17 protein-coding genes and 1 pseudogene are annotated in these 22077 nt (G+C 62.4%); 9 read left to right on the plus strand and 9 right to left on the minus strand.

Translation table 11 applies throughout. The features are described from left to right. Nucleotides 1-84: 84 nt before the first annotated feature. Nucleotides 85-2663: pseudogene (locus ACQB61_RS21090) on the minus strand (ABC transporter permease). After that, the gene (locus tag ACQB61_RS21095) at nt 2660-3367 is read right to left on the minus strand and encodes an ABC transporter ATP-binding protein (RefSeq protein ID WP_430514211.1); all 708 of its coding nucleotides are present in this window, start codon (nt 3365-3367) and stop codon (nt 2660-2662) included. The pseudogene ACQB61_RS21090 and the gene ACQB61_RS21095 overlap by 4 nt, the downstream one beginning before the upstream one ends. Before the next feature lie 142 nt (nt 3368-3509). On the opposite strand from ACQB61_RS21095, the gene ACQB61_RS21100 reads away from it, so the two are divergent. From ACQB61_RS21100 to ACQB61_RS21115, 4 genes are all read left to right on the plus strand, one after another. Continuing rightward, nucleotides 3510-4151 carry an arylesterase gene (locus ACQB61_RS21100; protein WP_430514212.1) on the plus strand — a complete coding sequence of 214 codons (642 nt, stop codon included), beginning with the start codon at nt 3510-3512 and terminating at the stop codon, nt 4149-4151. A 92-nt stretch (nt 4152-4243) separates the two neighbouring features. Beyond that, entirely contained in the window at nt 4244-5296 is a 1053-nt protein-coding gene (locus ACQB61_RS21105; RefSeq protein WP_430514213.1) for an aldo/keto reductase, read from the plus strand. A 180-nt stretch (nt 5297-5476) separates the two neighbouring features. After that, nucleotides 5477-6013 (plus strand): RNA 2',3'-cyclic phosphodiesterase, encoded by a 537-nt coding sequence (gene thpR, locus ACQB61_RS21110; RefSeq protein ID WP_430514214.1) that lies wholly within the window; start codon nt 5477-5479, stop codon nt 6011-6013. A 76-nt stretch (nt 6014-6089) separates the two neighbouring features. Further along, on the plus strand, nt 6090-6542 hold the full coding sequence (locus ACQB61_RS21115; protein ID WP_430514215.1) for a translation initiation factor IF-3: 453 nt from the start codon (nt 6090-6092) through the stop codon (nt 6540-6542). 22 nt (nt 6543-6564) lie between these two features. On the opposite strand, the gene ACQB61_RS21120 is transcribed toward ACQB61_RS21115, so the two are convergent. Then, nucleotides 6565-6960: a YkvA family protein gene (locus ACQB61_RS21120; protein WP_430514216.1), complete on the minus strand. Its 396-nt coding sequence runs from the start codon at nt 6958-6960 to the stop codon at nt 6565-6567. 94 nt (nt 6961-7054) lie between these two features. Then, nucleotides 7055-8761 carry an acyl-CoA dehydrogenase family protein gene (locus ACQB61_RS21125; RefSeq protein ID WP_430514217.1) on the minus strand — a complete coding sequence of 569 codons (1707 nt, stop codon included), beginning with the start codon at nt 8759-8761 and terminating at the stop codon, nt 7055-7057. 128 nt (nt 8762-8889) lie between these two features. Between ACQB61_RS21125 and ACQB61_RS21130 the strand changes: the two genes are divergently transcribed. Continuing rightward, a complete protein-coding gene (locus ACQB61_RS21130; protein WP_430514218.1) occupies nt 8890-9825 on the plus strand; it encodes a YihY/virulence factor BrkB family protein in 936 nt (311 codons plus the stop codon). Here the strand turns inward: ACQB61_RS21130 and ACQB61_RS21135 are convergent. Further along, nucleotides 9797-10675 (minus strand): DMT family transporter, encoded by an 879-nt coding sequence (locus ACQB61_RS21135; protein ID WP_430514219.1) that lies wholly within the window; start codon nt 10673-10675, stop codon nt 9797-9799. The two genes, ACQB61_RS21130 and ACQB61_RS21135, sit on opposite strands and share 29 nt — an antisense overlap. Before the next feature lie 266 nt (nt 10676-10941). On the opposite strand from ACQB61_RS21135, the gene ACQB61_RS21140 reads away from it, so the two are divergent. After that, the gene (locus ACQB61_RS21140) at nt 10942-12951 is read left to right on the plus strand and encodes a methyl-accepting chemotaxis protein (protein WP_430514220.1); all 2010 of its coding nucleotides are present in this window, start codon (nt 10942-10944) and stop codon (nt 12949-12951) included. Nucleotides 12952-13121: 170 nt separating this feature from the next. After that, on the plus strand, nt 13122-14306 hold the full coding sequence (locus ACQB61_RS21145) for an NAD(P)/FAD-dependent oxidoreductase (RefSeq protein WP_430514221.1): 1185 nt from the start codon (nt 13122-13124) through the stop codon (nt 14304-14306). 136 nt (nt 14307-14442) lie between these two features. Here ACQB61_RS21145 and ACQB61_RS21150 read toward each other — a convergent pair whose 3' ends face one another. Then, nucleotides 14443-15237, minus strand: coding sequence for an alpha/beta fold hydrolase (locus tag ACQB61_RS21150; protein WP_430514222.1), 795 nt, complete (start codon nt 15235-15237; stop codon nt 14443-14445). A 207-nt stretch (nt 15238-15444) separates the two neighbouring features. Here ACQB61_RS21150 and ACQB61_RS21155 point away from each other — a divergent pair, with 207 nt between their 5' ends. Beyond that, the gene (locus tag ACQB61_RS21155) at nt 15445-16374 is read left to right on the plus strand and encodes a sugar kinase (protein WP_430514223.1); all 930 of its coding nucleotides are present in this window, start codon (nt 15445-15447) and stop codon (nt 16372-16374) included. Between the two features lie 136 nt (nt 16375-16510). Continuing rightward, the gene (locus tag ACQB61_RS21160) at nt 16511-17131 is read left to right on the plus strand and encodes a L,D-transpeptidase (RefSeq protein WP_430514224.1); all 621 of its coding nucleotides are present in this window, start codon (nt 16511-16513) and stop codon (nt 17129-17131) included. 66 nt (nt 17132-17197) lie between these two features. On the opposite strand, the gene ACQB61_RS21165 is transcribed toward ACQB61_RS21160, so the two are convergent. The 3 genes from ACQB61_RS21165 to secA all read right to left on the minus strand — a co-directional run bounded on the left by ACQB61_RS21165 (nt 17198) and on the right by secA (nt 22070). Next, nucleotides 17198-18691, minus strand: coding sequence for a glycosyltransferase family 39 protein (locus ACQB61_RS21165; RefSeq protein ID WP_430514225.1), 1494 nt, complete (start codon nt 18689-18691; stop codon nt 17198-17200). 11 nt (nt 18692-18702) lie between these two features. Continuing rightward, the gene (locus tag ACQB61_RS21170) at nt 18703-19137 is read right to left on the minus strand and encodes a GtrA family protein (RefSeq protein ID WP_430514226.1); all 435 of its coding nucleotides are present in this window, start codon (nt 19135-19137) and stop codon (nt 18703-18705) included. Nucleotides 19138-19283: 146 nt separating this feature from the next. After that, nucleotides 19284-22070 (minus strand): preprotein translocase subunit SecA, encoded by a 2787-nt coding sequence (secA, locus tag ACQB61_RS21175; protein WP_430514440.1) that lies wholly within the window; start codon nt 22068-22070, stop codon nt 19284-19286. Between the last annotated feature and the right edge of the window lie 7 nt (nt 22071-22077).

The raw sequence follows: 22077 nt of genomic DNA on the forward strand, positions 1-22077 counted from the left end.
AAAAACCGGGTTGGCGCAGGTTACAAAAAGTCATGTCCGGTCTCCGGGACAGATCCTGCCGCCCCGGAGACTGTGCGCAGGCGCTCAGAGATTGCGCAGCACCGGGGCAGGCTTCTTGCCCAGCACCCGCCAGGTGCCGATAAGGCCGAAGCCGACAGTCAGCACCAGTGCGGCCAGCGCTGCGGTGACCGCGGTGCCGGGCAGCAGCGTGAAGGACCCGTTCATCACCTGTGTGATGACGAACCATGCAGCCAGGGAACCGGCCAGCACCGCAAACACAGCCGTGCCGAGGCCGAGCATCGCATATTCCATGGCATAGGCGCCGGTCAGACGGGCGCGGGTGGCGCCGAGTGTCTTCAGAATCACCGCGTCATAGATGCGGCTGCGGTTTCCGGCAGCCAGTGCACCGGCCAGCACCAGAATGCTGGAAATGAGCGTGATGGCGGAGGCTGCCCGGATGGCAACGGCCAGCTGGGCGACGAGATCGTTCACCTGCGCCAGCGCATCCTTGACGCGGATGGCCGTCACGGTGGGGAAGGCGGAGGAGACGGTTTTCAAAGGCCAAGTTCCCGCTCTGCCGGCACATCCGGGTCCCAGGTCACGGTCATCAGGAAGGCATGCGGGGCGCCAGCGAAGGTGTTGGAGGAGAAGACCATCACGAAGTTAATGGCGAGTGATTCCCATTCCACCTTGCGGGTGTTGGCGATCTTCGCCGTGATTTCCCGGCCCAGCACATTGACGGTGATCCGGTCGCCGACCGCAAGACCCAGTTCGGTGGCCAGTTCATCATCGAAGGAGACCAGTGGTTCGCCGCTGTAACCCTCCGGCCACCACTCTCCCTTCATCAGGGTGGAATTGGCCGGCAGGCTGTCCTGATAGGTGATGCCCCGGTCGCCGCGCAGCACCCAGGCGGCGCTGGCCGGCGGGGTGATCTGGTTCACCGGCACGTCTTTGAGGCTGACGAGGCGGCCGCGCAGCATCGGCACGCTCTGGATCTTTGCATCTCCGGCTTCCTGCTTCAGCAGGGTCTCGAAGGCATCGCGCTCGGTGCTTTGGATGTCGATGAAGAAGAAGCTCGGCGCCTTCTCGGCGATCGTTGCCGTTAGTTCCCGGCGCAGGTTGCCGTCGATGAGGGCCAGCGACACCAGCAGTGTCAGGCCAAGGCCAAGCGACAGCACCACGGAGGAGGTGAGGGCGCCGGGCCGGTGGATATTTGCAATGGCGAGCCTGAGGCCGGTGGAGCGCACCTGCGGTGCCTTGCGGGCCAGCATCATCATCAGCCGCGCCACCCCGCCCAGCAGCAGGAAGGAAGCGGCAGATGCCACAACATAGATGGAGGCAATGCGCTTGTCTTCGGCAAGGAAGATGGCGATGCCTGCCAGTGATGCGGCAGCAATGACGGTCGCGGTCAGGTAGCGCTTGCGTGGCCAGACCTTGGCTCCCGTCACCTGATCGCGGAACAGGGCGGTGGGTGCAACGTCATGGGCGCGGCCCAGCGGCCAGATGGCAAAGGCCAGTGCCGTCAGCATGCCATAGAGCAGGCCGAGGCCAAGCTCAGACGGGTAGACGGAAACCGCCAGCTTCACGGGCAGAAGACCGGAAATCGCGCCTGCTGCGGCAAAGGGAATGATGGCTCCCGCCACAAGGCCGATGGCGATACCGATGGCGGCGATGATCATCATCTGGATCAGGTAGATGCGGAAGACGAGATCGCTGCTGGCGCCCAGGCATTTGAAGCTGGCGATCACCTCGCGCTTGCTCTCAAGGAATGCCCGCACCGCATTGGCAACGCCGACTCCGCCCACGACCAGCGCGGTGAGGCCCACCAGCGTCAGAAACTGGGTGAAGCGCTCGATGTTGCGCTCCAGACCCGGCGAGGCGCTTGCACGCGACTGGATGCGCCAGCCGGCCTGCGGGAATTTTTCCCGCGCCTGTTCGATCAGCGTGATGATGCCTTCATCCGTGGTGCTGGATGGCAGTTTCACCCTGTAGGACCAGGTGACTAGGCTTCCCGGCTGGACGAGGCTGGTTGCGGGCAGGGCCGTTTCGCTCAGCATCAGGCGCGGGCCGAACTCCAGTCCGCCGGACAGTTTGTCCGGTTCGGTCGCAATCATGCCGGTAAGGGTGAGAGTGGCCCGGCCAACCGAGATCTTGTCACCGGTATTGAGGCCAAGGCGGGCAAGCAGTGAGGCATCGGCGACGGCGCCGAAACTGCCATCGGGCTGACGGCCCATGGCCTGAACCGGGTCCGTGCCGCCTTGCAGCGTCAGGGTGCCATAGAGCGGATAGGCGCCATCGACGGATTTCAGTTCCACAAGTGCCTGATCGCTGCCGTCGGGCTTGCGGGCCATGGCGCGCAGGGTTGCTGTGCGCGTCACTTCACCAAGGCTCTGCACATACGCATACTCGGCAGCATCTGCCTCGCGGTGGACGAGGCGGAAAGACATGTCGCCGCCGAGGATCGATTGTCCTTCGTTGGAAATGCCCTCCGTCAGCGCCCGTGACACCGAGGCAACGCCGGAGATGGCGGCAACGCCAAGGGCGATGCAGGCGATGAAAATGTAGAAGCCCCGCAATCCGCCGCGCAGCTCGCGCAGGGCAAAGCGGAAGGCGAGGGCCAGCGAGCGGTTGCCGCCTGACGGGGCCGGGGCAAAGGCCGTCATGCGCGGGCCTCCGCCGGGGATGCGTGATGCTCCTCTTCCACCTGGCCGGAGCGCATCCGCACCACCCGGTCGCAGCGTTCGGCCAGCGCCGGGTCATGGGTCACCAGCACCAGCGTGGTACGGCGGCGGGCGATGGCTGCGAACATCAGCTCGACGATCTGATCACCCGTCGCAGCATCCAGGTTGCCGGTCGGTTCGTCGGCGATGAGAATTTCCGGCTCCACCACCAGAGCGCGGGCCACGGCAACGCGCTGCTGTTCGCCGCCGGACATCTGCGCGGGATAGTGGGAAAGGCGGTGGCCGAGGCCCACGGCTTCGAGTTCTGCACGTGCCTTTTCAAACGCCTTTGGGTCGCCGGCAAGCTCCAGCGGCACGGCGACATTTTCCAGCGCCGTCATGTTGGGCACCAGATGGAAGGACTGGAAGATGATGCCGACATTGCGCCCCCGGAAACGCGCAAGCTGATCCTCGCTCAGCGGCGTCAGGTCGGAGCTTGCGACGATAACCGAGCCCTTGTCGGCACGCTCCAGCCCTGCCATCACCATCAGCAGCGTGGACTTGCCGGAGCCCGATGGGCCGACAAGCCCCGTGGAGCTGCCAGCTTCGATTTCCAGATCGACACCCTTGAGAATGTGAACCCGGCCTGCGCCATCGCCGAGACTGAGGTGAACTCCCTTGAGCGCAATGGCTGGTCCATTCGTCATGTGTGACCCTATATAAGTTTGGTGCCCGGATGAGAGACAGGACGGTTCCCGTCATTGGGGCATCGGTAAAATCGCATGGTCCCGCTGCCTGCGGGTCTTCCGGGTGCATATGGGGCCCTGTCACGGAGTGATCCAGACCGCCATGTTCAAGTTTGTGTATCTGTTTGTCGTCTTCGCCCTTTCAGCAAGCCTTTCTGCGGGCAATGCGCTCGCCAATGACACGCCTGTGAAGATTGTTGTGCTCGGTGACAGCTTGTCGGCCGGCTATCAGCTTGCGCCCGATGAAGCTTTTCCCGTGCAACTGGAAAAGGCGCTGAAGGAGAAGGGCGAAAACGTCACAGTGATCAATGCGGGCGTTTCCGGTGATACCTCCTCCGGCGGCCTGTCGCGGCTCGACTGGTCCGTACCGCAGGACGCGGATGCAGTGATCGTGGAACTGGGCGCCAATGATGCCCTGCGCGGCATTGATCCGGCTGCCACCCGCAAAAACATCGAGGCCATTGTCTCCCGCCTGCGGGGACGCGGCGTCGAGGTGCTGGTGGCGGGCATGATGGCGCCGCGCAATCTGGGCGAGGACTATGCTGCGGCCTTCGATCCCATCTTTGCGGATGTGGCGAAAGCCCACGATGCGCTGCTGTATCCCTTCTTTCTGGAAGGGGTGGCAATGAAGCCGGAGCTTAATCTGGCTGATGGCATGCACCCGACCGGTGAAGGGGTTTCGGTCATCGTTGCCAATGTGCTACCTGTCGTGCAGGACCTTGTTGCCCGTGCCCGGCAGAAGTAACGTCTGCCCCGCCGGGTCCCGCCTTTCGCGGCTTGCCGCGCCTGCCACATTGTCTTGAACCGAAGATTTTTCAAAACGCGAGGGATGCTCCGATGGATCAACGCCGTCTTGGCCGTACCGATATCATGGTCAGCTCGATCTGCCTTGGCACCATGACCTTTGGTGAGCAGAACACCGAGGCCGAAGGCCATGCCCAGCTGGATTACGCGCTGGATCATGGCGTCAACTTCATCGACACCGCAGAAATGTATCCGATCCCGCCGAGCGGCGAGACGCAGGGGCGCACCGAGCGCATCATCGGCACATGGCTGAAGGCACGCGGCACCCGTGACAAGGTCGTTCTGGCCACCAAGGTGGCAGGCCGTTCGGACAGCACCTACTACCGCAAGTCCGGTGAGGAAGTCCGTCTGACCCGTCCGCAGATCCGCGAGGCGATCGAGCGCAGCCTGAACAATCTGCAGACCGACTATGTTGATCTCTATCAGGTGCACTGGCCGGACCGCACGGTTCCTGGCTTTGGCTCGAACCCCACCCGCTGGAATGATCCGGCGCCCGCTCCCGACGAAACGCCGATTGCTGAAACGCTGGCGGCCCTGAGCGAGCTGGTCAAGGAAGGCAAGGTGCGCCACATCGGGCTGTCGAACGAAAGCTCCTGGGGCACGATGACCTATCTGAAGCTGGCGGAGGCCGAAGGCCTCGCGCGGCCGGTGTCGATCCAGAATGCCTACAACATGCTGAACCGCACCTTCGAGACGGGGCTTGCGGAAATTTCCCTGCGCGAGAATGTCAGCCTGCTCGGCTATTCACCGCTGGCGCAAGGGGCGCTGACGGGCAAGTATCTGGATGGCGCTCTGCCCGATGGATCGCGCAAGAAGCTCTATGACCGCCTGCAGCGCTATGAGAAGCCGGGTGCAGAAGAGGCTATCCGGGCCTATGTGGAACTTGCCCGTTCAGCCGGCATTGATCCGGCCCAGCTCGCCATCGCCTTCCCGCTGACCCGCAGCTTCATGACCTCGGTGATCATCGGTGCCACTTCCATGGCGCAACTGCAGACGGCCATCAGTGCGGCGGATGTGAAGCTTTCGCCGGAACTCATCGAGAAGATCGACCTGCTGCATCAGATGCACGGCAACACCTCGCCCTGATCTGAAGATCTACCGCTGCGGCAGATTTCCGGGCGAATCAATCTCCTGCGCGGCGCCGTTGGCGCCGCGTCTCTTTGGGCGGTGCAAAGCTCCGTCTTTTCAAGGCCTTTGCGAATCTCCTTGCGCAGTGCGGCAAGATGCTCCCTCATGGAGAAACCAGCGACAGCGGAGGGTTGCCCGATGCCGCGATTGTTTACAGGTCTCGAAATTCCGGCCCAAACCGGCCTGCACCTGTCCATGCTCCGCGGAGGCCTGCGGGGTGCCCGCTGGATTGATCCCGAGAATTACCACATCACCCTGCGCTTCATCGGCGACATCGACGACCGTACGGCTGATGAGGTGGCCGATGCCCTGTCGCGCATCCGGCGGGACCCGATCGAGATCCGGCTCAACGGCCTTGGCTCCTTCGGCAATGGCAAGCCGCATTCGGTCTGGGCGCGGGTGGAACCTTCCGCCCAGCTTGCCGAGCTTCAGGCCGAGCAGGAACGTATTCTGCAAAGGCTTGGGCTGCCGCCGGAGCGGCGCAAATACATGCCGCATGTCACCATTGCCCGCTGCAAGACCGCCAGCAATACGGACGTTGCCCGCTGGCTGGCGGAGCGCGGGAGCTTCCAGGCGTCAACCTTCCTTGCAGGACGTTTTGTCCTGTTCTCTTCCCGTGCCAGCATCGGCGGCGGGCCGTATCTGGTGGAAGAGGCCTTTCCGCTGGCCGCGTGACGGGGTGGACGGCAGGCGCCTTGAAACGGGCACGTTGCCGCGACAGCTTATGTCTATCTAAGGCAAGGGAAAAGGCATGATAGACGGTGGTTTGCTGGTTCTGCAGCTGGTCCGGACGGCGATTGGCTTCATGCTTGGGCTGATAGGTGCCGGGGCGTTTCTCGCATTTGGTTTCTTCCGGGATGTGTTTTTTCACAATGAACCGGTGATGGCCGGTGCCGTCACCGGTGCGGCACTGGTTTCTGCGGCATTTCTTGGTGCTCTTGCCTTCGCGCCCTCCTTCTTCGCCATTGCCCTGGCCGAAATCCTGCGGCTTCGCAGCATCGTCTACCATGTGGGGCTGGCAGGGCTGATTGCGGCAGGGTTCTGGATCATGGGGGACGGTGCCATCATCTCAAATGGCAATGCCGGATGGCTGCCGGGCACCACTGTGGCGCTCGCCGCCGGTTTTGTCGGCGGCTTCATCTACTGGCTTGTTGCCGGGCGTACATCAGGCTGCTGGAGGCGGACGGAAGACACCATGGGCTGAGACCCTTGCGTCTCCGTTCTGGTCAGAGCTCCCGGCTGCCCTTGAGCACATCTTTCGCGGCTTCGGTATGTTCTGGCCGCATGTGGGCGCGCACCATGGCGATGGCCCCCATCAGCACGGTGGCATCATCGCCAAAGCCGATGCCGAGAATGAAATCCGGTACAATGTCGAGCGGCAGGACGAAATAGGCCAGTGCCGCCAGCAGTGTGGCGCGCACCTTGTGCGGGGTTGCCGGATCCAGCGCACAGAAATAGGCCGCAACCACATCATCCATGAAGGGCACCTGACGGGCCGCCTTGCGCAGCGTCTCCAGTAGTTTTTCCCGGATGCGGCGGGATTTCTGCTCGTCCGTGTCCAGCTCCGGCCCAAGGATTTCCGGATCAAAGCCGGGTGCTTCGGTATGATGCGTCATGGCCATCCTCTCCGCAGCCGGTGCTTCCTGTGCATACCGGCTACGGGCAGGATATGGTGGTGTTGTGCTGCTCCCTCAAGGGATAGCGGCCGGACGCTCGTCAGAGCGCCCGGATTTCCAGCACGCGCCGGGCGATCACTTGCGCCTGAATTTCTGCGGCGCCCTCAAAGATATTGAGGATGCGCGCATCGCAGAGTACGCGGGAGATCTGATACTCCAGCGCAAAGCCGTTGCCGCCGTGGATCTGCAAGGCATTGTCCGCCGCTGCCCAGGCAACGCGTGCACCCAGCAGCTTGGCCATGCCCGCTTCCAGATCACAGCGCCGGCCGGAGTCCTTTTCTGCGGCGGAGAAATAGGTGAGCTGGCGGGCCAGCATCAGCTCTGCTGCCATCAGCGCCAGCTTGTCAGAGACGCGCGGAAAGCTGATCAGCGGCTTGCCGAACTGGACGCGCTCCTGAGCATAGCGCAGTCCGAGGTCGAGTGCGGCCTGTGCAACGCCAAGGGCGCGTGCGGCGGTCTGGATGCGCGCACCCTCGAAGGTCTGCATCAGCTGTTTGAAGCCCTGACCGGTCTCGCCGCCAAGCAGGTTCTCCACCTTCACCTCGAAGCCGTCGAAGGCGATCTCGTATTCCTTCATGCCCCGGTAGCCGAGCACCTCGATTTCGCCGCCCGACATGCCGGGAGCGGGGAAGGGCTCCTCATCCGAGCCGCGCGGCTTTTCGGCGATGAACATGGACAGACCCTTGTAGCCAGGTTCATCCGGATTGGTGCGGGCCAGCAGCGTCATGATGTCGGCGCGCACCGGATGGGTGATCCACGTCTTGTTGCCGGAGACCTTCCACACGTCCCCTTCCTTCACGGCGCGGGTGCGCAGCGAGGCAAGGTCAGAGCCTGTATTGGGTTCGGTGAAGACCGCGGTTGGCAGGATTTCGCCCGAGGCGATCTTCGGCAGCCAATAGGCTTTCTGCTCTTCCGTGCCGCCGCACAGGATCAACTCTGCCGCAATTTCCGAACGTGTGCCGAGCGAGCCGACACCGATATAGGCGCGGGACAGCTCTTCCGAGACGACAACCATGCTCTGCTTGCCAAGACCCATTCCGCCGTATTCTTCCGGAATGGTCAGGCCGAAGACGCCAAGTTCCGCCATCTGGGTGACCACATCCATGGGAATATAGTCGTTGGCCAGATGCCATGCGTGGGCATGCGGGCTCACCTTGTCATCGGCAAAGCGGCGCATTTCGGTGCGGATCTGTTCGAGCGTTTCATCAAGGCCGCTGTCGCCGAAAATCGAATGACCTTCCTGATGACGGATAAGGTCCGTCAGTTCAGCACGAACCTCAGGCAGGGCGCCGTCTGCAATCAGATCCTGCACGCAGGCCCGCAGTGCTGCCGTGTCTTCCTCGCCAAGGCCAAGGCTGGCAAGCCGGATGAACTCGCCCTGGTTCATCGGGATGCCGCCAAGGACCTGCGCCAGATATTCGCCGAAGCCGAGGCGTATCGTCAGTTCTTCAAGGCGACCGAGGCGGCCTTCGGCCAGCAGGCGGCGGCCATAGGCATCCATCTGCCGCAGGGCCTCCACATAGGTCGCGAGCCAGGCGAGGCCGTGGGTGGCGTGCTGGTGGCGGTCCATGGCTGCTGCAGACAGTCCCTTGCTGTCCGTTACCTTCGCCCGTACGGCCCGTGTGGCTGCATCCAGCAGTTCATCCAGCGCGGCAACGGCCTCTCCCGTTTGCGCAAACAACTGTTCCACTGGGGTGTCTTTCCCGGCTGCGTTACTGGCTGCCTTGTGTCCCAGAGCCATGCCCATCCGTCCGTCCCTTTGCATTTGTTGTTTATTGCATTGCATTGTGGAAAGCATGTTGCGCTGCACCTGCGGCTTTGTCGAGGCCGCAGCTCTAAGCCTTTCGGCCAAGCAGGCAGTGCCGCAAAAGCAGCATGCACTTGACGCCTGCACGCCAAACGGGCCACATCGGGGATATGAAGCTGATAAAGTCTCTGCCCGCCAGCTTCCGCGTCCTGTGGGATGCGGTCAGCCACTTCAATACGGATGACGGCTGGGCCATGGCCAGCCATGTGGCGCTGTCGACGCTGCTGGCGCTGTTCCCGTTCCTGATTTTCATTGCAGCGCTCACCGGCTTCCTGGGCCTCTCAGGCGTGGCTGATCAAGTCTCGGCACTGATTTTCGATGCCTGGCCTCCAGTCGTGGCCGCCCCTGTTGCCGATGAGATCAACAAGGTGCTGACGGTGCGCCGCGGCGACCTCCTGACCTTTGGTGCCGTGGCTGCGCTGTGGTTTGCGTCCAACGGGGTGAGTGCGGTTCGGCTGGCGCTCAACCGGGCCTACCGGGTACGCGAGACACGATCCTTCATCTGGTTGCGGCTCCAGGCGATCCTGATCGTGATCCTTGGCTCGGTAGCGCTGATTGCCTTCACCTTTCTCGTCGTCCTGGCGCCGCTGGTCTTGTCGGCGGCCCTCAAATGGCTTCCGGGACTGGCGGAGGTGTTTCAGGAATTGCATCTGACCCGCTATGTGATCGCCGGTTTTCTTGGCTTCGCCGGTCTTTATGCCATCCACTGGCTGCTTCCGGCCGGGCGCCGAAGCATGATGGATGCCCTGCCGGGGGTGGTGCTGACGCTCGTGCTCTGGGTCGCATCCGGTGCGGTCTTCGGATGGTATCTGGCGGGCTACGCGGATTATGTCTCCACCTATGCCGGGCTGGCCGGTGTCATGTCGGCGCTGGTCTTTCTCTACATTCTCGCCGTGCTGCTGCTGATTGGCGGAGAGTTGAACGCGGCCATCCTGCGTCAGCGGATGCTGACGCAGCGCAAGGCAGCGCGCCAGATTACGCCGGACGGGGCTTCCGGCGGATGAACAGGATCGCCGCCATGATCAGCACCATGCCTGCGATCTGAACAAGGGTCAGCGTCTCGCCAAACAGGAAATAGCTTTCCAGCGTTGTGGCGGCGGGCACCAGATAGAACAGGGAGCCGACCTCTGCCGCTGATCCGGCGCGGATCATGTACATCAGCAACAGAATGGCGCCGATGGACAGCACCAGCACAAGCCAGGCCATTGCGAAAATGAGCTGGGGGGACCAGGTGATTTCCCAGGTTTCGGTGAAGGTCAGCGGCACCGTGAAGAGCAATGCACCGGCATATTGCCAGGTGGTGCCAGTCACGTGGTCCGCGCCCTGTACAAAGCGCTTCTGGTAGACCGTGCCCAGGCTGATGGCGATCACGGACACCAGCATGACGGAGACGGTTACGGCGGTGATGCCGGACGCCGCTTCGCCCAGCTTGGGCAGCAGCACCAGGAGAAGGCCTGCAGAGCCGCCGGAAAAGCCCAGCCAGTGGCGCCAGGTGATCTGTTCTTTCAAAAGCCAGCCGGCCGCAAGTGCGGTCACAACCGGCTGCAGGCCGACCATCAGCGCTGCGGCGCCTGCGGGCAGCCCCTGCCGAATGGCCCAGAACACACCGCCCAGATAGATGCCGTGCACAAGAATGCCGGTGACCATGCAGTGAATTGCGGTTCTCACCGTCAGGCTCCGGCCGGAGCCCAGCAAAACACCAAGGCCAATCAGCAACGGAACGGCGAAAGCGTATCTAAGTGCCAGAAAAACAAATGGCTCAATGAACGGTGCTCCAAGTTTGGAGCCGATAAACCCGGTCGACCAAAGTGAAATGAATGCAATTGGAGCGAGTTTTTTTGTTTGTATAGACATATGGTTACCGGGTTGCGGTGTGTGATGCCAAGAAGTGCATGCGTGGTGAAAATTTAATCAGCAAAGGCGCCTGTTCCTATTAGTGTATTCAGCCTGCATTAACGGCTCTTGCTGTTAAAAATAGCGTGCCATCGTGTAGTGGCTGTCACCTGATGGGAAAAGTCTGAATGACCCGGAACACACACACCCTTCCAGACCAGGGCCTTTCTGCACGCGCCGGAGGCGGAGCCCCTTCCGCAAACGGGCTTACAGTACGTGCGCGGATCTTGTCCATCAGTCTGATTACGGCCGTAGGCCTGCTGGTCGTCGGTGGTGCATTCTGGTGGAGCCAGACCAAGGTTGAGGACGCGTTCCTCGCCTCTGAAGCGAACACCAATCTGGCACGCGCGGCCTATGATTTTGCCGGAATTGCCAACCGGATGCAGATCGAGGAAAAACTCTATCTCTCCGCTCCGTCTGCTGCTGTTTTCGACAGTTTCAAGGCCGAGGCAGCCAAGGCCGACGCCGGGATCTCCGCGATTTCTACGATGCCTTCCGCTCAGCCACTCGCCAATGAAACGGCGGATGTGAAGGATACGGTCTCGGCCATCGGGGGCGCCTTTGGTGAGCTGCATTTTATTCAGGAGAAAATCGGCTTTGATGGCAGCTCCGGCCTGAGGGCGGATCTGACGGCCTTTGCAGACAAGGCGAAGAACCGGATCAATGATGAACTGAAATTTGGCGGCGCGTCCGACTTCGAGAAGCTCGCCCGGACGGTGATGGAAGTTCAGCTCGCCGAACGCAAGTTCACCCTCGCCGGCGGCGGGCCGCGTGAAGAATTCGATACAGCCTTTGCCATGTTCACGAAGCTTCTGGGCCGTGCCTACATTCCCAATGAGGTCAAGGCGGATATCGAGGCCAGCATGGTGGCCTACAAGTCCGCATTCGATGCCTACGCGGAGGCGCTGGTGGTGCGCTCAGACAAGATCGCACTGGTTGAAGATCTCTTCATGCTGCTGCCGCCGCATATCGACGCGCTGATCAGCTCGGCGCGCGCAGGCGATGCGGAAGCGGCGGCACAGCTGGCTGATGTGCGTCAGCTGTCCTCACTTGTGGTTTACGGCATCATCCTGGCCATGCTCATTGGCCTTCCGGCGCTTGCCTTTGCCATTGGCCGCTCTGTGTCCGGACCTCTGACGCGGCTGCAGAAATCCATGGAGCGTCTTGCCAGCGGCCAGACAGATGTGGAGCTGCCGCGCGCTGATGGCGGTGATGAAATTTCTGCAATGGTGCGCACCGTCCAGGTGTTCCGTGACAACGCGGCCGAGCGTGTCCGCCTCGAGGCTGCGCGGGCCGAAGAAAATGCGGCGCGTGATGAGCGTGTGCGGCGCCTTGAAACCATCATCGGCACCTTCGAGCAGACCGTTCAGCATGCGCTCGACAGCCTTGATGCGGCTTCAAAGGATCTTGGCCAGGCTTCGTCCGCCGTTGAACATGCTTCCGATGAGGTGGCCGCACAGGCCGGGAATGCAGGCCAGAGCGTGCGCGTTGCGGCCCAGAACGTGACGTCTGCGGCAGGAGCGACAGAAGAACTGGCTGCCTCCATCAAGGAGATTGCCAATCAGGCTGACCGGTCGACCAAAGTCGCCAAACAGGCTGTGGCCGGGGCAGAATCCACTTTCTCCACCATGCAGGCGCTTTCGAGTGCAGCGGACCGGATCGGTGCAGTGATGAGCCTGATCCGCGACATTGCCAACCAGACCAATCTTCTCGCCCTCAACGCGACTATTGAGGCCGCGCGGGCCGGAGAGGCGGGCAAGGGCTTCGCGGTTGTTGCTGCCGAGGTCAAGGCGCTGGCCAACCAGACGTCGAAGGCAACCGAGGATATCGCAGCCCAGGTGGAGGCGATCCAGAATGCGTCTGCCGGTGCCGTGACGGCCATCTCGGAAGTCCGGGACATCATCTCCGACATGGACAATCTGGCTGTGGCAGTCGCCGCAGCCGTGGAGCAGCAGGAAGCGGCCGTCAGCGGCATTGCGGTCAATGTTGCAGATGCTTCCAGCCGGTCGGAAGAGGGGCTGAGCGCATGTCCGCTGTCGTCACTGCCACGCAGCACGCCCGTTCCAGCGGAGATGAGGTTGACCGTCTGTCACAGCTTCTGTCTGAGCAGGCCGGTGTACTGCGCAAGGAAATCCGCAGCTTCCTTGAGGGGGTGCGGGCGGCTTGAACGCACTGATCCGGCCGAAACTGCTGGATCCATTGTGCCAGAGCGATGGGGCTTGAGCGATGGGGCTTGAGCTGGTTCTCAACATGGGCGTGGACACTTGCCCATGTTTTTCTTTTACGAACAAATTCTGACATGTGAGCCTTGTGTGAGGCTTGTCCGGCGAGGGTCTTTGCCTTGTCTGGCTTTTCCCGCTATCGATAGGCTTCTGAGAATATATCGAGCCGTGGGCCGGGAGTTGTCATGCAGGAGAGTATTGTCATCATCGGTGCGGGCCAGGCTGGTGCGCAGGTGGCGCAGTCCCTTCGCCAGGGCGGATTTGCAGGCGCCATCCAGCTTTTGGGTGAAGAGCCGCATCCCCCGTATCAGCGGCCGCCGCTGTCCAAGAAATTTCTCTCCGGCGAGACTGATGCTGAAGGCCTGTGGCTGCGGCCTGCGGCCTTCTACGAAGCGCAGGGTATTGACCTGAGGACCGGCGTCCAGGCGACCGCCATCGACCGCATGGGCAAGACTGTGGTTCTGTCGAGCGGCGAAGAACTGGCCTATAGCAAGCTGATCATTGCCACCGGCACCCGTGCCCGTTCCGTGCCGCTGCCGGGCAGCAATCTGCCGGGCGTTCTGAGCCTGCGCTCCATTGCCGATGTGGATCATATCCGCAAGGCGCTCTCCGCCCATTCCCGGCTGGCTGTCATCGGTGCCGGTTATATCGGCCTTGAAGTTGCCGCTGTTGCCCGTGCCATGGGCAAGGCGGTGACGGTGATCGAGGCACAGGACCGGGTGCTGAAGCGCGTCGTGTCGCCGGTCATTTCAGCCTTCTATGAAGGGCTTCACAAGGAGCAGGGCGTCGATCTGCGCCTGAATGCAGGTGTTGCCGGAATTGAAGGACAGTCCTCTGTTACGGGCGTGCGTCTTTCTGACGGGAGCCTGGTGGAGGCGGATCTGGTGCTGATCGCCGTGGGCGCACTGCCCAATGCGGAACTTGCGGCAGCCGCCGGACTGGATGTGGATGGGGGTATTCTCGTCGATACGGCTGGCCGCACCAGCGATCCGGACATCTATGCCTGTGGTGACTGCACCCGCTTCCGTTCCGCGCGCTATGGCCGGGATGTGCGGCTGGAAAGCGTGCAGAATGCCATTGATCAGGCCAAGGCGGTGGCGCAGGCCATTCTGGGTCAGCCGGTGGACTATGATCCGTTGCCCTGGTTCTGGTCGGATCAGTATCATGTCAAGCTGCAGATCGCGGGCCTGTCGGAAGGTTATGATCAGACCATCACGGTTGGCGAGCCGGCGGAAGCGAAGTTCTATGTCGCTTATCTCAAGGAGGGGCGCCTGATCGCGGTTGACAGCGTCAACGCGCCCCGCTCGCACATGATGGCACGCCGGACGATCGGTGAAGCCTGGCGCGACGATCTTCTGCCCCCGGCGTGATCTGTATTCCAAACCGGGCGTTCCGGCAGGGCTTATACCAAGGCGCTGAGATGCTGATGCATCACGCCTTGAAGACGCTCAAGCGCTGCACGGGCTTGACCAGCTCTCGATGAGTCGAGTTCACAGAGAGTTGGTATTACCTCCCGCCGGTAACTTCAGCGAGGAGGCGGATGACTTCGCGCGGTTGCTCCAGATGGGGCATATGGCCGGTGTCTGCCAGATGGTGCACGGCAATGGCGTCCGGCAGGCCCTCGCTCTGGCTGACGGGCAGCACGCCATCCTCGAGGCCCCAGATCACCTGAACCGGCAGCGGCAGGGCGGCGACATCATCGAGCGGCAGGGTCTTCTGCCCGTCACCATCAAGGATCTCTTCAACGATCTCCTGCAGGGCTTCGACGGCGCCCGGCCGTGATCTTGCTTCCGAGGCATGGCGGGCGAGCTGGCGCGGCATGCGGAAGGAAGGGGCAAAAAACTCCGGCAGCAGGGTGGCGAGGTCTTCTTCTTCCGAAGCTGATGCGTAGCGGCGCAAAAGGCCCGTGTTGATCTGCGGGCCGAAACCGCCTGGACCAACGAGCGTCAGGCTGGCAATACGCTCCGGCATGCGCAGCGCAATGAGCGCCGCAACGGCGCCGCCCATCGAATGGCCCGCCAGATGAACTTGTTCCAGTCCAAGCGCGTCGAGCGACTGGCTGACCGCCTTGGCCGAGATCCCCGCGTTGCCGATGCGCGGCCAGCCCACGGCTGCGCCGTGTCCGGGAAGATCAAAGGCTATGCTGCGCAGGCGTGTGGAAAGACCCGTCTGGATGTTCAGCCAGCCCTGCCGGTCTCCGCCAAAGCCATGCAGCAGCACCAGCGGCGTACCACCCTGATCCGCACCCTGTTCAGCATAGGGCAGGTGAGCGGGAACATCGGGCTTCAGGCTGATGGACATGGCGGCTTTCCGGTGATTGGACGTGACTATCCCCTAGATAGCGTCCCCCTTTCGCTCTGCCTAGCCGCCCGAATGGCGGGCGCAGATGGACGGTCAAAGAGATGGACTTCACATCGGATGCTGCATTAAATCGATTGAAAGATGCTTCTCATGGCTGTCCGGCTGGTCTAGAAGCGGCAAAGTTCTTTGTTTCAGGGTGACTTTCAGATGACGAGCGCGGTGGATATCGTTTGCCTTGGCGAGCCCATGGTTGAGCTGAACCAGCATGAGGCCGGTGGTGCCTATCACCCCGGCTTTGGCGGTGATGTGTCCAACGCCGCCGTGGCTGCGGCCCGGCAGGGGGCCCGCGTTGCGCTGGCGACGGCGCTGGGCGCGGATGTTTTCGGTGACAGCCTGCGCGCCATGTGGAAAGCGGAAAGTGTCGACGACAGCGAGGTCAAGGCCAACCCGGATGCCCCGACCGGCATCTATTTCGTCACCCACGGTACTGATGGCCACCGCTTCTCCTACCGCCGGGCCGGCTCTGCGGCCAGCCTCTATCAGCCGCGTGATTTGCCGAAGGACATGCTGGCCAAGACGCGGGTGCTGCATTTCTCCGCGATCAGCCAAGCAATCTCGGCTTCGGCCTGCGACGCCTGCTTTGCGGCCGTGGAGCAGGTGCGCGCTGCAGGCGGTCTTATCTCCTACGATACCAACCTGCGCCTTGCGCTGTGGCCGCTGGCCCGTGCCCGTGCCGTCATCCGCTCGACCATCGGCATGACCGATATCATTCTGCCGGGTCTCGATGACGCCCGCCAGATTTGCCACGCGCAGGATGCTGATGGCATCGCCGATGAACTGCTCGGCCTTGGTGCCAGGGTGGTGGCGCTGACCATGGGCGGCGATGGCGTGCTGATTGCAACGGCAGAACGCCGCGAGACGCTTGGGGCGCACAAGGTGAAGGCTGTGGACGCCACGGGGGCAGGCGATGCATTCGACGGTGCGTTCCTTGCCGAATACCTGCGCTGTGGTGATGCCTTCGCGGCTGCGGCCTATGCCAATGCGGCTGCGGCCCTGTCCGTCACTGGTTACGGCGCGGTTGCTCCGCTGCCGCGCCGGGCGGATGTGGAAGCGTTTCTGGGCGGCAAGGCCGCCTGAGAACTGCAAGGTCTCGTAACTGTTTCTTCACCACGAAAACGCTAGAAAAACTGGAGTTTCAGTCCGCCGCGTGCGGGCGCTCCAGTTTGCGTTCGTGTGTTTGATCCAACCGAAACCTTCCAGAGAGCCTTTTCTCATGCACCGCCTCTCCCGTTTGACCTTCATGGCTGCCGTTGCCGGCATTGCTCTGAGTGCGTTTTATGCCGCGCCCGCGTCGGCCTATGACAACACCTATTACGATCCGGTCACGCGCCAGTGGCTGGAGATGAAGCTGACGCCGGAAGTGGCAGCCAAGATTGCCCGCCGGGAGTACAAGCGCAAGATGGTGACCTACAACGGTCCGGAAGCGCCCGGTACGATCATTGTCGACACCACGGAGCGGCGCCTTTACCACGTGCTTGAGAACGGCAAGGCCATGCGTTACGGCATTGGCGTGGGCCGGGACGGCTTTACCTGGAAGGGCGAGGAAAAGGTCACCCGCAAGGCCGAGTGGCCGGGCTGGACACCGCCGCCGGAAATGATCGCCCGTGAGCGCAAGAAGGGCCGCAAGCTGCCCGCGTTCATGGCTGGCGGTCCGCAGAACCCGCTGGGCGCCCGCGCACTTTATCTCGGCAACACCATTTACCGCATCCACGGCACCAACGAAGACTGGAGCATCGGCCAGGCCGTCTCCTCCGGGTGCTTCCGCATGTGGAACGACGACGTGGAGCACCTCTACAGCGAGGTCTCCGTGGGCGCCAAAGTGGTGATCCGCTGAGGCCTGACCGGGTTCTCCAGATATGGACAAGGCCGCGCGGGTATGCCTGCGCGGCCTTTCTGTTTGTCACTCCCCGGCAACCTCGCCGGGCCGGATGATCAGCCAGTTGAGGCGCAGCGGCGGCCACTTGGCCGGATCGGCGTAGGGGATGTCGGCAAAGCCATCGCGCAGGCGGCCAGGATAGAGCGCAGCCAGAGAGCCTGTGGGCATTTCGCTGTCACCTGTCCAGATGACCAGGACACCCTTCTTCTTCACGTCCTCCATGCTGATCCATGGGGCAATGGCGGGGGTGTGATCGGTGAAGAGATGCGGCCTGTCTGCTGAAAACAGGGTGACATGAGCCGCAGGCCACATGTCGCCCGCGACATAGGTGAGCGGCGTACCAGTTGCCTCGCGCCAGGCCGTTTCGGCTTGCGCTGCCACTACCGCGCCGGGGAAGTGAATGCGCGTCGGCTTTTTCTTGATCAGCGGTTCCACCAGCGCCTGACCTGCGGCAACACTGAGAAAGATCACCTGAACCGCAGCGGCTGCGGTCAGGGCGCGGCGGATGGACCAGTTGCCGTTGCGCGCCGAGGCGAAGCGCACCAGCAGCAGTCCTGCCAGCGTGAACATGGATGCGCCCCACATCTGCTTGAAGGCATTGCCGGTGGCGGCGGAGACCAGCATCACGACAAGGGCGGGCAGCAGGGTGAACCACAGCAGGAAACGCAGATCTGCATCATTGCCGCTGGCCGGCTCAGCTTGTGATGCAGTTCCACGCAGGCCCACCAGACCGAGCCCGGCGAAAATGGGGATCAGCACCGGCGCCATGCTGCCAAACTGGCCGAGCAGGAAGTTGACCGGGTTGAGAATGTGGTCTGCGATGCCTTCCGCCGGAACACTGCGGCTTGCGGCATAGGTGAAAGTCAGAAAGTCCGTCTCCAGCAGCCACCAGACATGCGGGGCAAAAAGCACCAGAGCCAGGACCATGGCCAGATAGGGGCCGGGTGTTGCGAGGCAGCGGCGCGCATCGCGGAAGGTCAGCGCATAGAGGCCGATGCAGCCGATGAGCAGACCTGCGAAGTACTTTGCATAGAGCCCGAGCGCTGCTGTGAGGCCGAGCAGCAGCCAGTCCGCCAGCCGCCCGTGCGCAAGGCCCCGGTGGAAGAAGAGCAGCATGCCGGCCCAAACCGGGATCTGCAGGATGTTCGGGTTGAACTCCGGCGCGGGCAGAGTGAAGTAGAAGGTGCAGCTGGTGGCCACAATTGCCCAGAAACGCTGCCATGGGGTGAGCCCCATATCCCGGCCCAGCAGCCAGATGGCCAGATAGGTCAGGGCATAGCAGATCTGGCTCAGCCAGTAGGCGCCAAAGGCATGGTCACCGGTCAGATGATAGCTTGCTTCCAGCAGCCAGGCCTGAAGGGGCGGATGCTTGGTATAGCCAAGCGCCAGATCCCGGCCCCAGGCAAAGCCCTCCACCACATCGAGCGGCGGATTTGGAAACAGGATGCTCGGCACCAGCGCCCAGAGCAGGCAGATGGTGACGCAGTAAAGAATGGTGGCACGGGCGGCTGACATCATCGGTCGTCCGGTCATCGGGAGTTGGGATTTGAAGGTTCGGCAAAGGCCCACAGGCGGGCCCCCAGGAAGGTGAGCGGCGGAACCACGAAGATCGCAATGATGATGCCCACCGCGCCGGGAAGCTGGGTAAACTTCAACAGGGCCGCCAGGGCGCCGTTGTTCAGCACGAAACCGGCGGCCGCCAGCACGAAGAAGCGGCGCATGCGCTGGCCTGTCTGTACCTCATCGGCAGAGCGGAAGCTCCAGGCGTGGTGACCGGTGAACGAGACGATGAAGGCGACCAGAAACCCGCCGATGTTGGACAGCATCGGCGGCACATGCAAAAGCTCCAGTAGGCCGACGGCCACGGAGGCATGAACAACGGCGGCCGACACGCCGACAATGCCGAAACGCGCAATGGTGGCGAATTCCCGCAAAAGCCGCTGCTGTCTGCTGCTCAGCTTCATGCTGTGCTCCGGTTCCGGGCTTTGCGCTTTGTCTCATCCACGGCAACACATGCCGGAGGACTGAAGCTTCTTGTCTGTTTGCGGACAGGGGCTGCCGCTCTATCAGGAAAAATGCCCCCGGCCGGGCCGGGGGCATTTGCTTCTTGTCAGCTCAGCACGCCGTGGCAGTGCTTGTACTTCTTGCCTGAACCGCAGGGGCAGACCTCGTTGCGGCCAATCCGGCCCCAGGTTGAAGGGTCGTTCGGATCGCGGGCAACGCCAGTTGCCGCAAAGCCGCCACCGGGCAGGTCATCGGCCATCTCGTCCTCACCCGTCACCGGGTCAAGGTGATGAGGGTGCATCTCACGCGGCTCTTCGGGCATCTGCGGCGCCTGCTGGGTCACCAGTTCCACCCGCATCAGCTGGGAGGTGGTGATCTGGCGCAGCTGGATCAGCATGTTCTCGAAGAGGCTGAAGGCTTCGGTCTTGTATTCCTGCAGCGGATCACGCTGGGCATAACCGCGGAAGCCGATGACCGAGCGCAGATGATCAAGGTTTGCCAGATGCTCGCGCCAGAGATTGTCCAGCGTCTGCAGCAGGATCGCCTTTTCCACCTGGCTCATGATCTGTTGGCCGAAGCGGCCAAGCTTGTCTTCCATGATGGCATCGGCAGCCTTGGTCAGGCGCTCGCGTACTTCTTCGTCGGCGATGCCTTCTTCCTTGGCCCAGTCCACGACCGGCAGGTCGAGGTTGAGAAGGGTCTGCACTTCCTTCGCAAGACCTTCCGTGTCCCACTGCTCCGGATAGGCGCTCTCGGGGATATGGCGGGAGACGAGATCGTCGATGACCTCATGGCGCATGTCGGTCACGGTCTGGCCGAGGTCTTCGCCATCCATAAGCTCGATGCGCTGTTCGAACACCACCTTGCGCTGGTCGTTCATCACGTCATCGAACTTCAGCAGGTTCTTGCGGATATCGAAGTTGCGCGCTTCCACCTTCTGCTGGGCCTTGGCCAGCGCCCGGTTGATCCAGGGGTGGATGATGGCTTCACCTTCCTTCAGGCCAAGCTTCTGCAGCATGGAGTCCATCCGGTCGGAACCGAAGATGCGCATCAGGTCGTCCTGCAGCGACAGGAAGAACTTGGAATGGCCGGGGTCGCCCTGACGGCCCGAACGGCCGCGCAGCTGGTTGTCGATACGCCGGCTTTCATGACGCTCCGTGCCGATGACGTAAAGACCGCCTGCGGCCAGTGCCTTCTGCTTCAGAGTTTCGATTTCCGCACGGATCGCGGCCACGCGTGCATCACGCTCGGGGCCCGCTTCCATGTCCGCCAGCTCGCGCTCGATGCGCATGTCGGGGTTGCCGCCAAGCTGAATGTCCGTGCCGCGGCCAGCCATGTTGGTGGCGATGGTGACGGCACCGGGCAGGCCGGCCTGCGAGATGATGAAAGCTTCCTGCTCGTGGTAGCGGGCATTCAGCACGGCGAAGACCTTGTCTTCCTGGCCGCCCTGATCGCCATTATGCAGCGGCGCGAAAGCGTTGGGGTCGGTCACGTCCACCTGGCGGTAGCCGTGCTTGCGCAGGCGCTCTGCCAGCATTTCCGACTTTTCGATCGAGGTAGTGCCCACCAGAATCGGCTGCTGGCGGGACTTGCAGTCGTCGATCAGCGCCACGATGGCGTTGAACTTCTCGTCTGCCGTCCGGTAGACCTCGTCGTCATCATCAACGCGCTTGACCGGCATGTTGGTCGGAATTTCGACAACTTCCAGCCCGTAGATGTCCTGGAATTCGTCCGCTTCGGTCGCTGCCGTGCCGGTCATGCCGGCCAGCTTGTCGTACATGCGGAAGTAATTCTGGAAGGTGATCGAGGCGAGGGTCTGGTTCTCCGGCTGGATGCGGACCTTTTCCTTCGCTTCCAGCGCCTGGTGCAAGCCTTCCGAATAACGGCGGCCCGGCATCATGCGGCCGGTGAATTCGTCGATGATCACCACTTCGCCGTTGCGGACGATGTAGTCCTTGTCGCGCTGGAACAGCTTGTGCGCCTTCAGCGCCTGCTGCAGGTGATGCACGGCGCTGACGTTTTCAACGTCATAGAGCGACTCGCTGCGCAAGAGGTTGGCTGCACCCAGCAGCTGCTCCAGCTTTTCGTTGCCGCTTTCGGTGAATGTGGCCGAACGCTGCTTTTCGTCGATCTCGTAATCCTCCGGCGTCAGCGCCGGAATGAAGGTGTCGATCGTGTTGTAGAAGTCGGAGCGGTCTTCCAGCGGGCCGGAAATGATCAGCGGCGTGCGCGCTTCGTCGATGAGGATCGAGTCCACTTCATCGACGATTGCGAAGTTGTGACCGCGCTGGACCATCGAAGCGCGCTCATACTTCATGTTGTCGCGCAGATAATCGAAGCCGAACTCGTTGTTGGTGCCGTAGGTCACGTCTGCGGCATAGGCGGCGCGGCGCTCCTCGTCGGACAGGCCGTGTACGATAACGCCGGTGCTCAGACCGAGGAAGCCGTAGACCTTGCCCATCATCTGGGCATCGCGCTGGGCCAGATAGTCGTTCACGGTGACCACGTGAACGCCCTTGCCAGCGAGGGCATTCAGATAGACCGGCGCGGTGGCGACAAGCGTCTTGCCTTCACCGGTGCGCATTTCGGAGATCTGCCCGGAGTTGAGGACAAGGCCGCCGATCAGCTGAACGTCATAGTGCCGCTGCCCGAGGGCCCGGCGGGCCGCTTCGCGCACAGTGGCGAAGGCAGGAGCCAGAATGTCGTCCAGCGTGGCGCCATTGGCCAACTGCTCACGGAAGGTCTGGGTGCGCGCCCGCAGCGCGTCATCCGACAATGCCTGTACTTCGGCTTCGAGAGCATTGATGGCCGCAACCTTCGCCTTCATGGCCTTGATCTTGCGGTCGCTCGGGGAGCCAAAAATCTTACGTGCTAATGCGCCAAGGCCGGCCATGTGGCGG

The sequence above is a fragment of the Pannonibacter phragmitetus genome (genome assembly GCF_050510895.1).
Classification (GTDB): Bacteria; Pseudomonadota; Alphaproteobacteria; order Rhizobiales; family Stappiaceae; genus Pannonibacter; species Pannonibacter phragmitetus_B.

What these genes read in the sequence shown, in the direction of transcription:
- ACQB61_RS21160 (WP_430514224.1), top strand. Translation starts at nt 16,511, where the DNA reads ATGCACCGCCTCTCCCGTTTGACCTTCATGGCTGCCGTTGCCGGCATT.
- ACQB61_RS21130 (WP_430514218.1), top strand. Translation starts at nt 8,890, where the DNA reads ATGCACTTGACGCCTGCACGCCAAACGGGCCACATCGGGGATATGAAG.
- ACQB61_RS21165 (WP_430514225.1), bottom strand. Translation starts at nt 18,691, where the DNA reads ATGATGTCAGCCGCCCGTGCCACCATTCTTTACTGCGTCACCATCTGC.
- ACQB61_RS21155 (WP_430514223.1), top strand. Translation starts at nt 15,445, where the DNA reads ATGACGAGCGCGGTGGATATCGTTTGCCTTGGCGAGCCCATGGTTGAG.
- ACQB61_RS21105 (WP_430514213.1), top strand. Translation starts at nt 4,244, where the DNA reads ATGGATCAACGCCGTCTTGGCCGTACCGATATCATGGTCAGCTCGATC.
- ACQB61_RS21125 (WP_430514217.1), bottom strand. Translation starts at nt 8,761, where the DNA reads ATGGGCATGGCTCTGGGACACAAGGCAGCCAGTAACGCAGCCGGGAAA.
- thpR (WP_430514214.1), top strand. Translation starts at nt 5,477, where the DNA reads ATGCCGCGATTGTTTACAGGTCTCGAAATTCCGGCCCAAACCGGCCTG.
- ACQB61_RS21145 (WP_430514221.1), top strand. Translation starts at nt 13,122, where the DNA reads ATGCAGGAGAGTATTGTCATCATCGGTGCGGGCCAGGCTGGTGCGCAG.
- ACQB61_RS21170 (WP_430514226.1), bottom strand. Translation starts at nt 19,137, where the DNA reads ATGAAGCTGAGCAGCAGACAGCAGCGGCTTTTGCGGGAATTCGCCACC.
- ACQB61_RS21150 (WP_430514222.1), bottom strand. Translation starts at nt 15,237, where the DNA reads ATGTCCATCAGCCTGAAGCCCGATGTTCCCGCTCACCTGCCCTATGCT.
- ACQB61_RS21100 (WP_430514212.1), top strand. Translation starts at nt 3,510, where the DNA reads ATGTTCAAGTTTGTGTATCTGTTTGTCGTCTTCGCCCTTTCAGCAAGC.
- ACQB61_RS21135 (WP_430514219.1), bottom strand. Translation starts at nt 10,675, where the DNA reads ATGTCTATACAAACAAAAAAACTCGCTCCAATTGCATTCATTTCACTT.
- secA (WP_430514440.1), bottom strand. Translation starts at nt 22,070, where the DNA reads ATGGCCGGCCTTGGCGCATTAGCACGTAAGATTTTTGGCTCCCCGAGC.
- ACQB61_RS21095 (WP_430514211.1), bottom strand. Translation starts at nt 3,367, where the DNA reads ATGACGAATGGACCAGCCATTGCGCTCAAGGGAGTTCACCTCAGTCTC.
- ACQB61_RS21120 (WP_430514216.1), bottom strand. Translation starts at nt 6,960, where the DNA reads ATGGCCATGACGCATCATACCGAAGCACCCGGCTTTGATCCGGAAATC.
- ACQB61_RS21115 (WP_430514215.1), top strand. Translation starts at nt 6,090, where the DNA reads ATGATAGACGGTGGTTTGCTGGTTCTGCAGCTGGTCCGGACGGCGATT.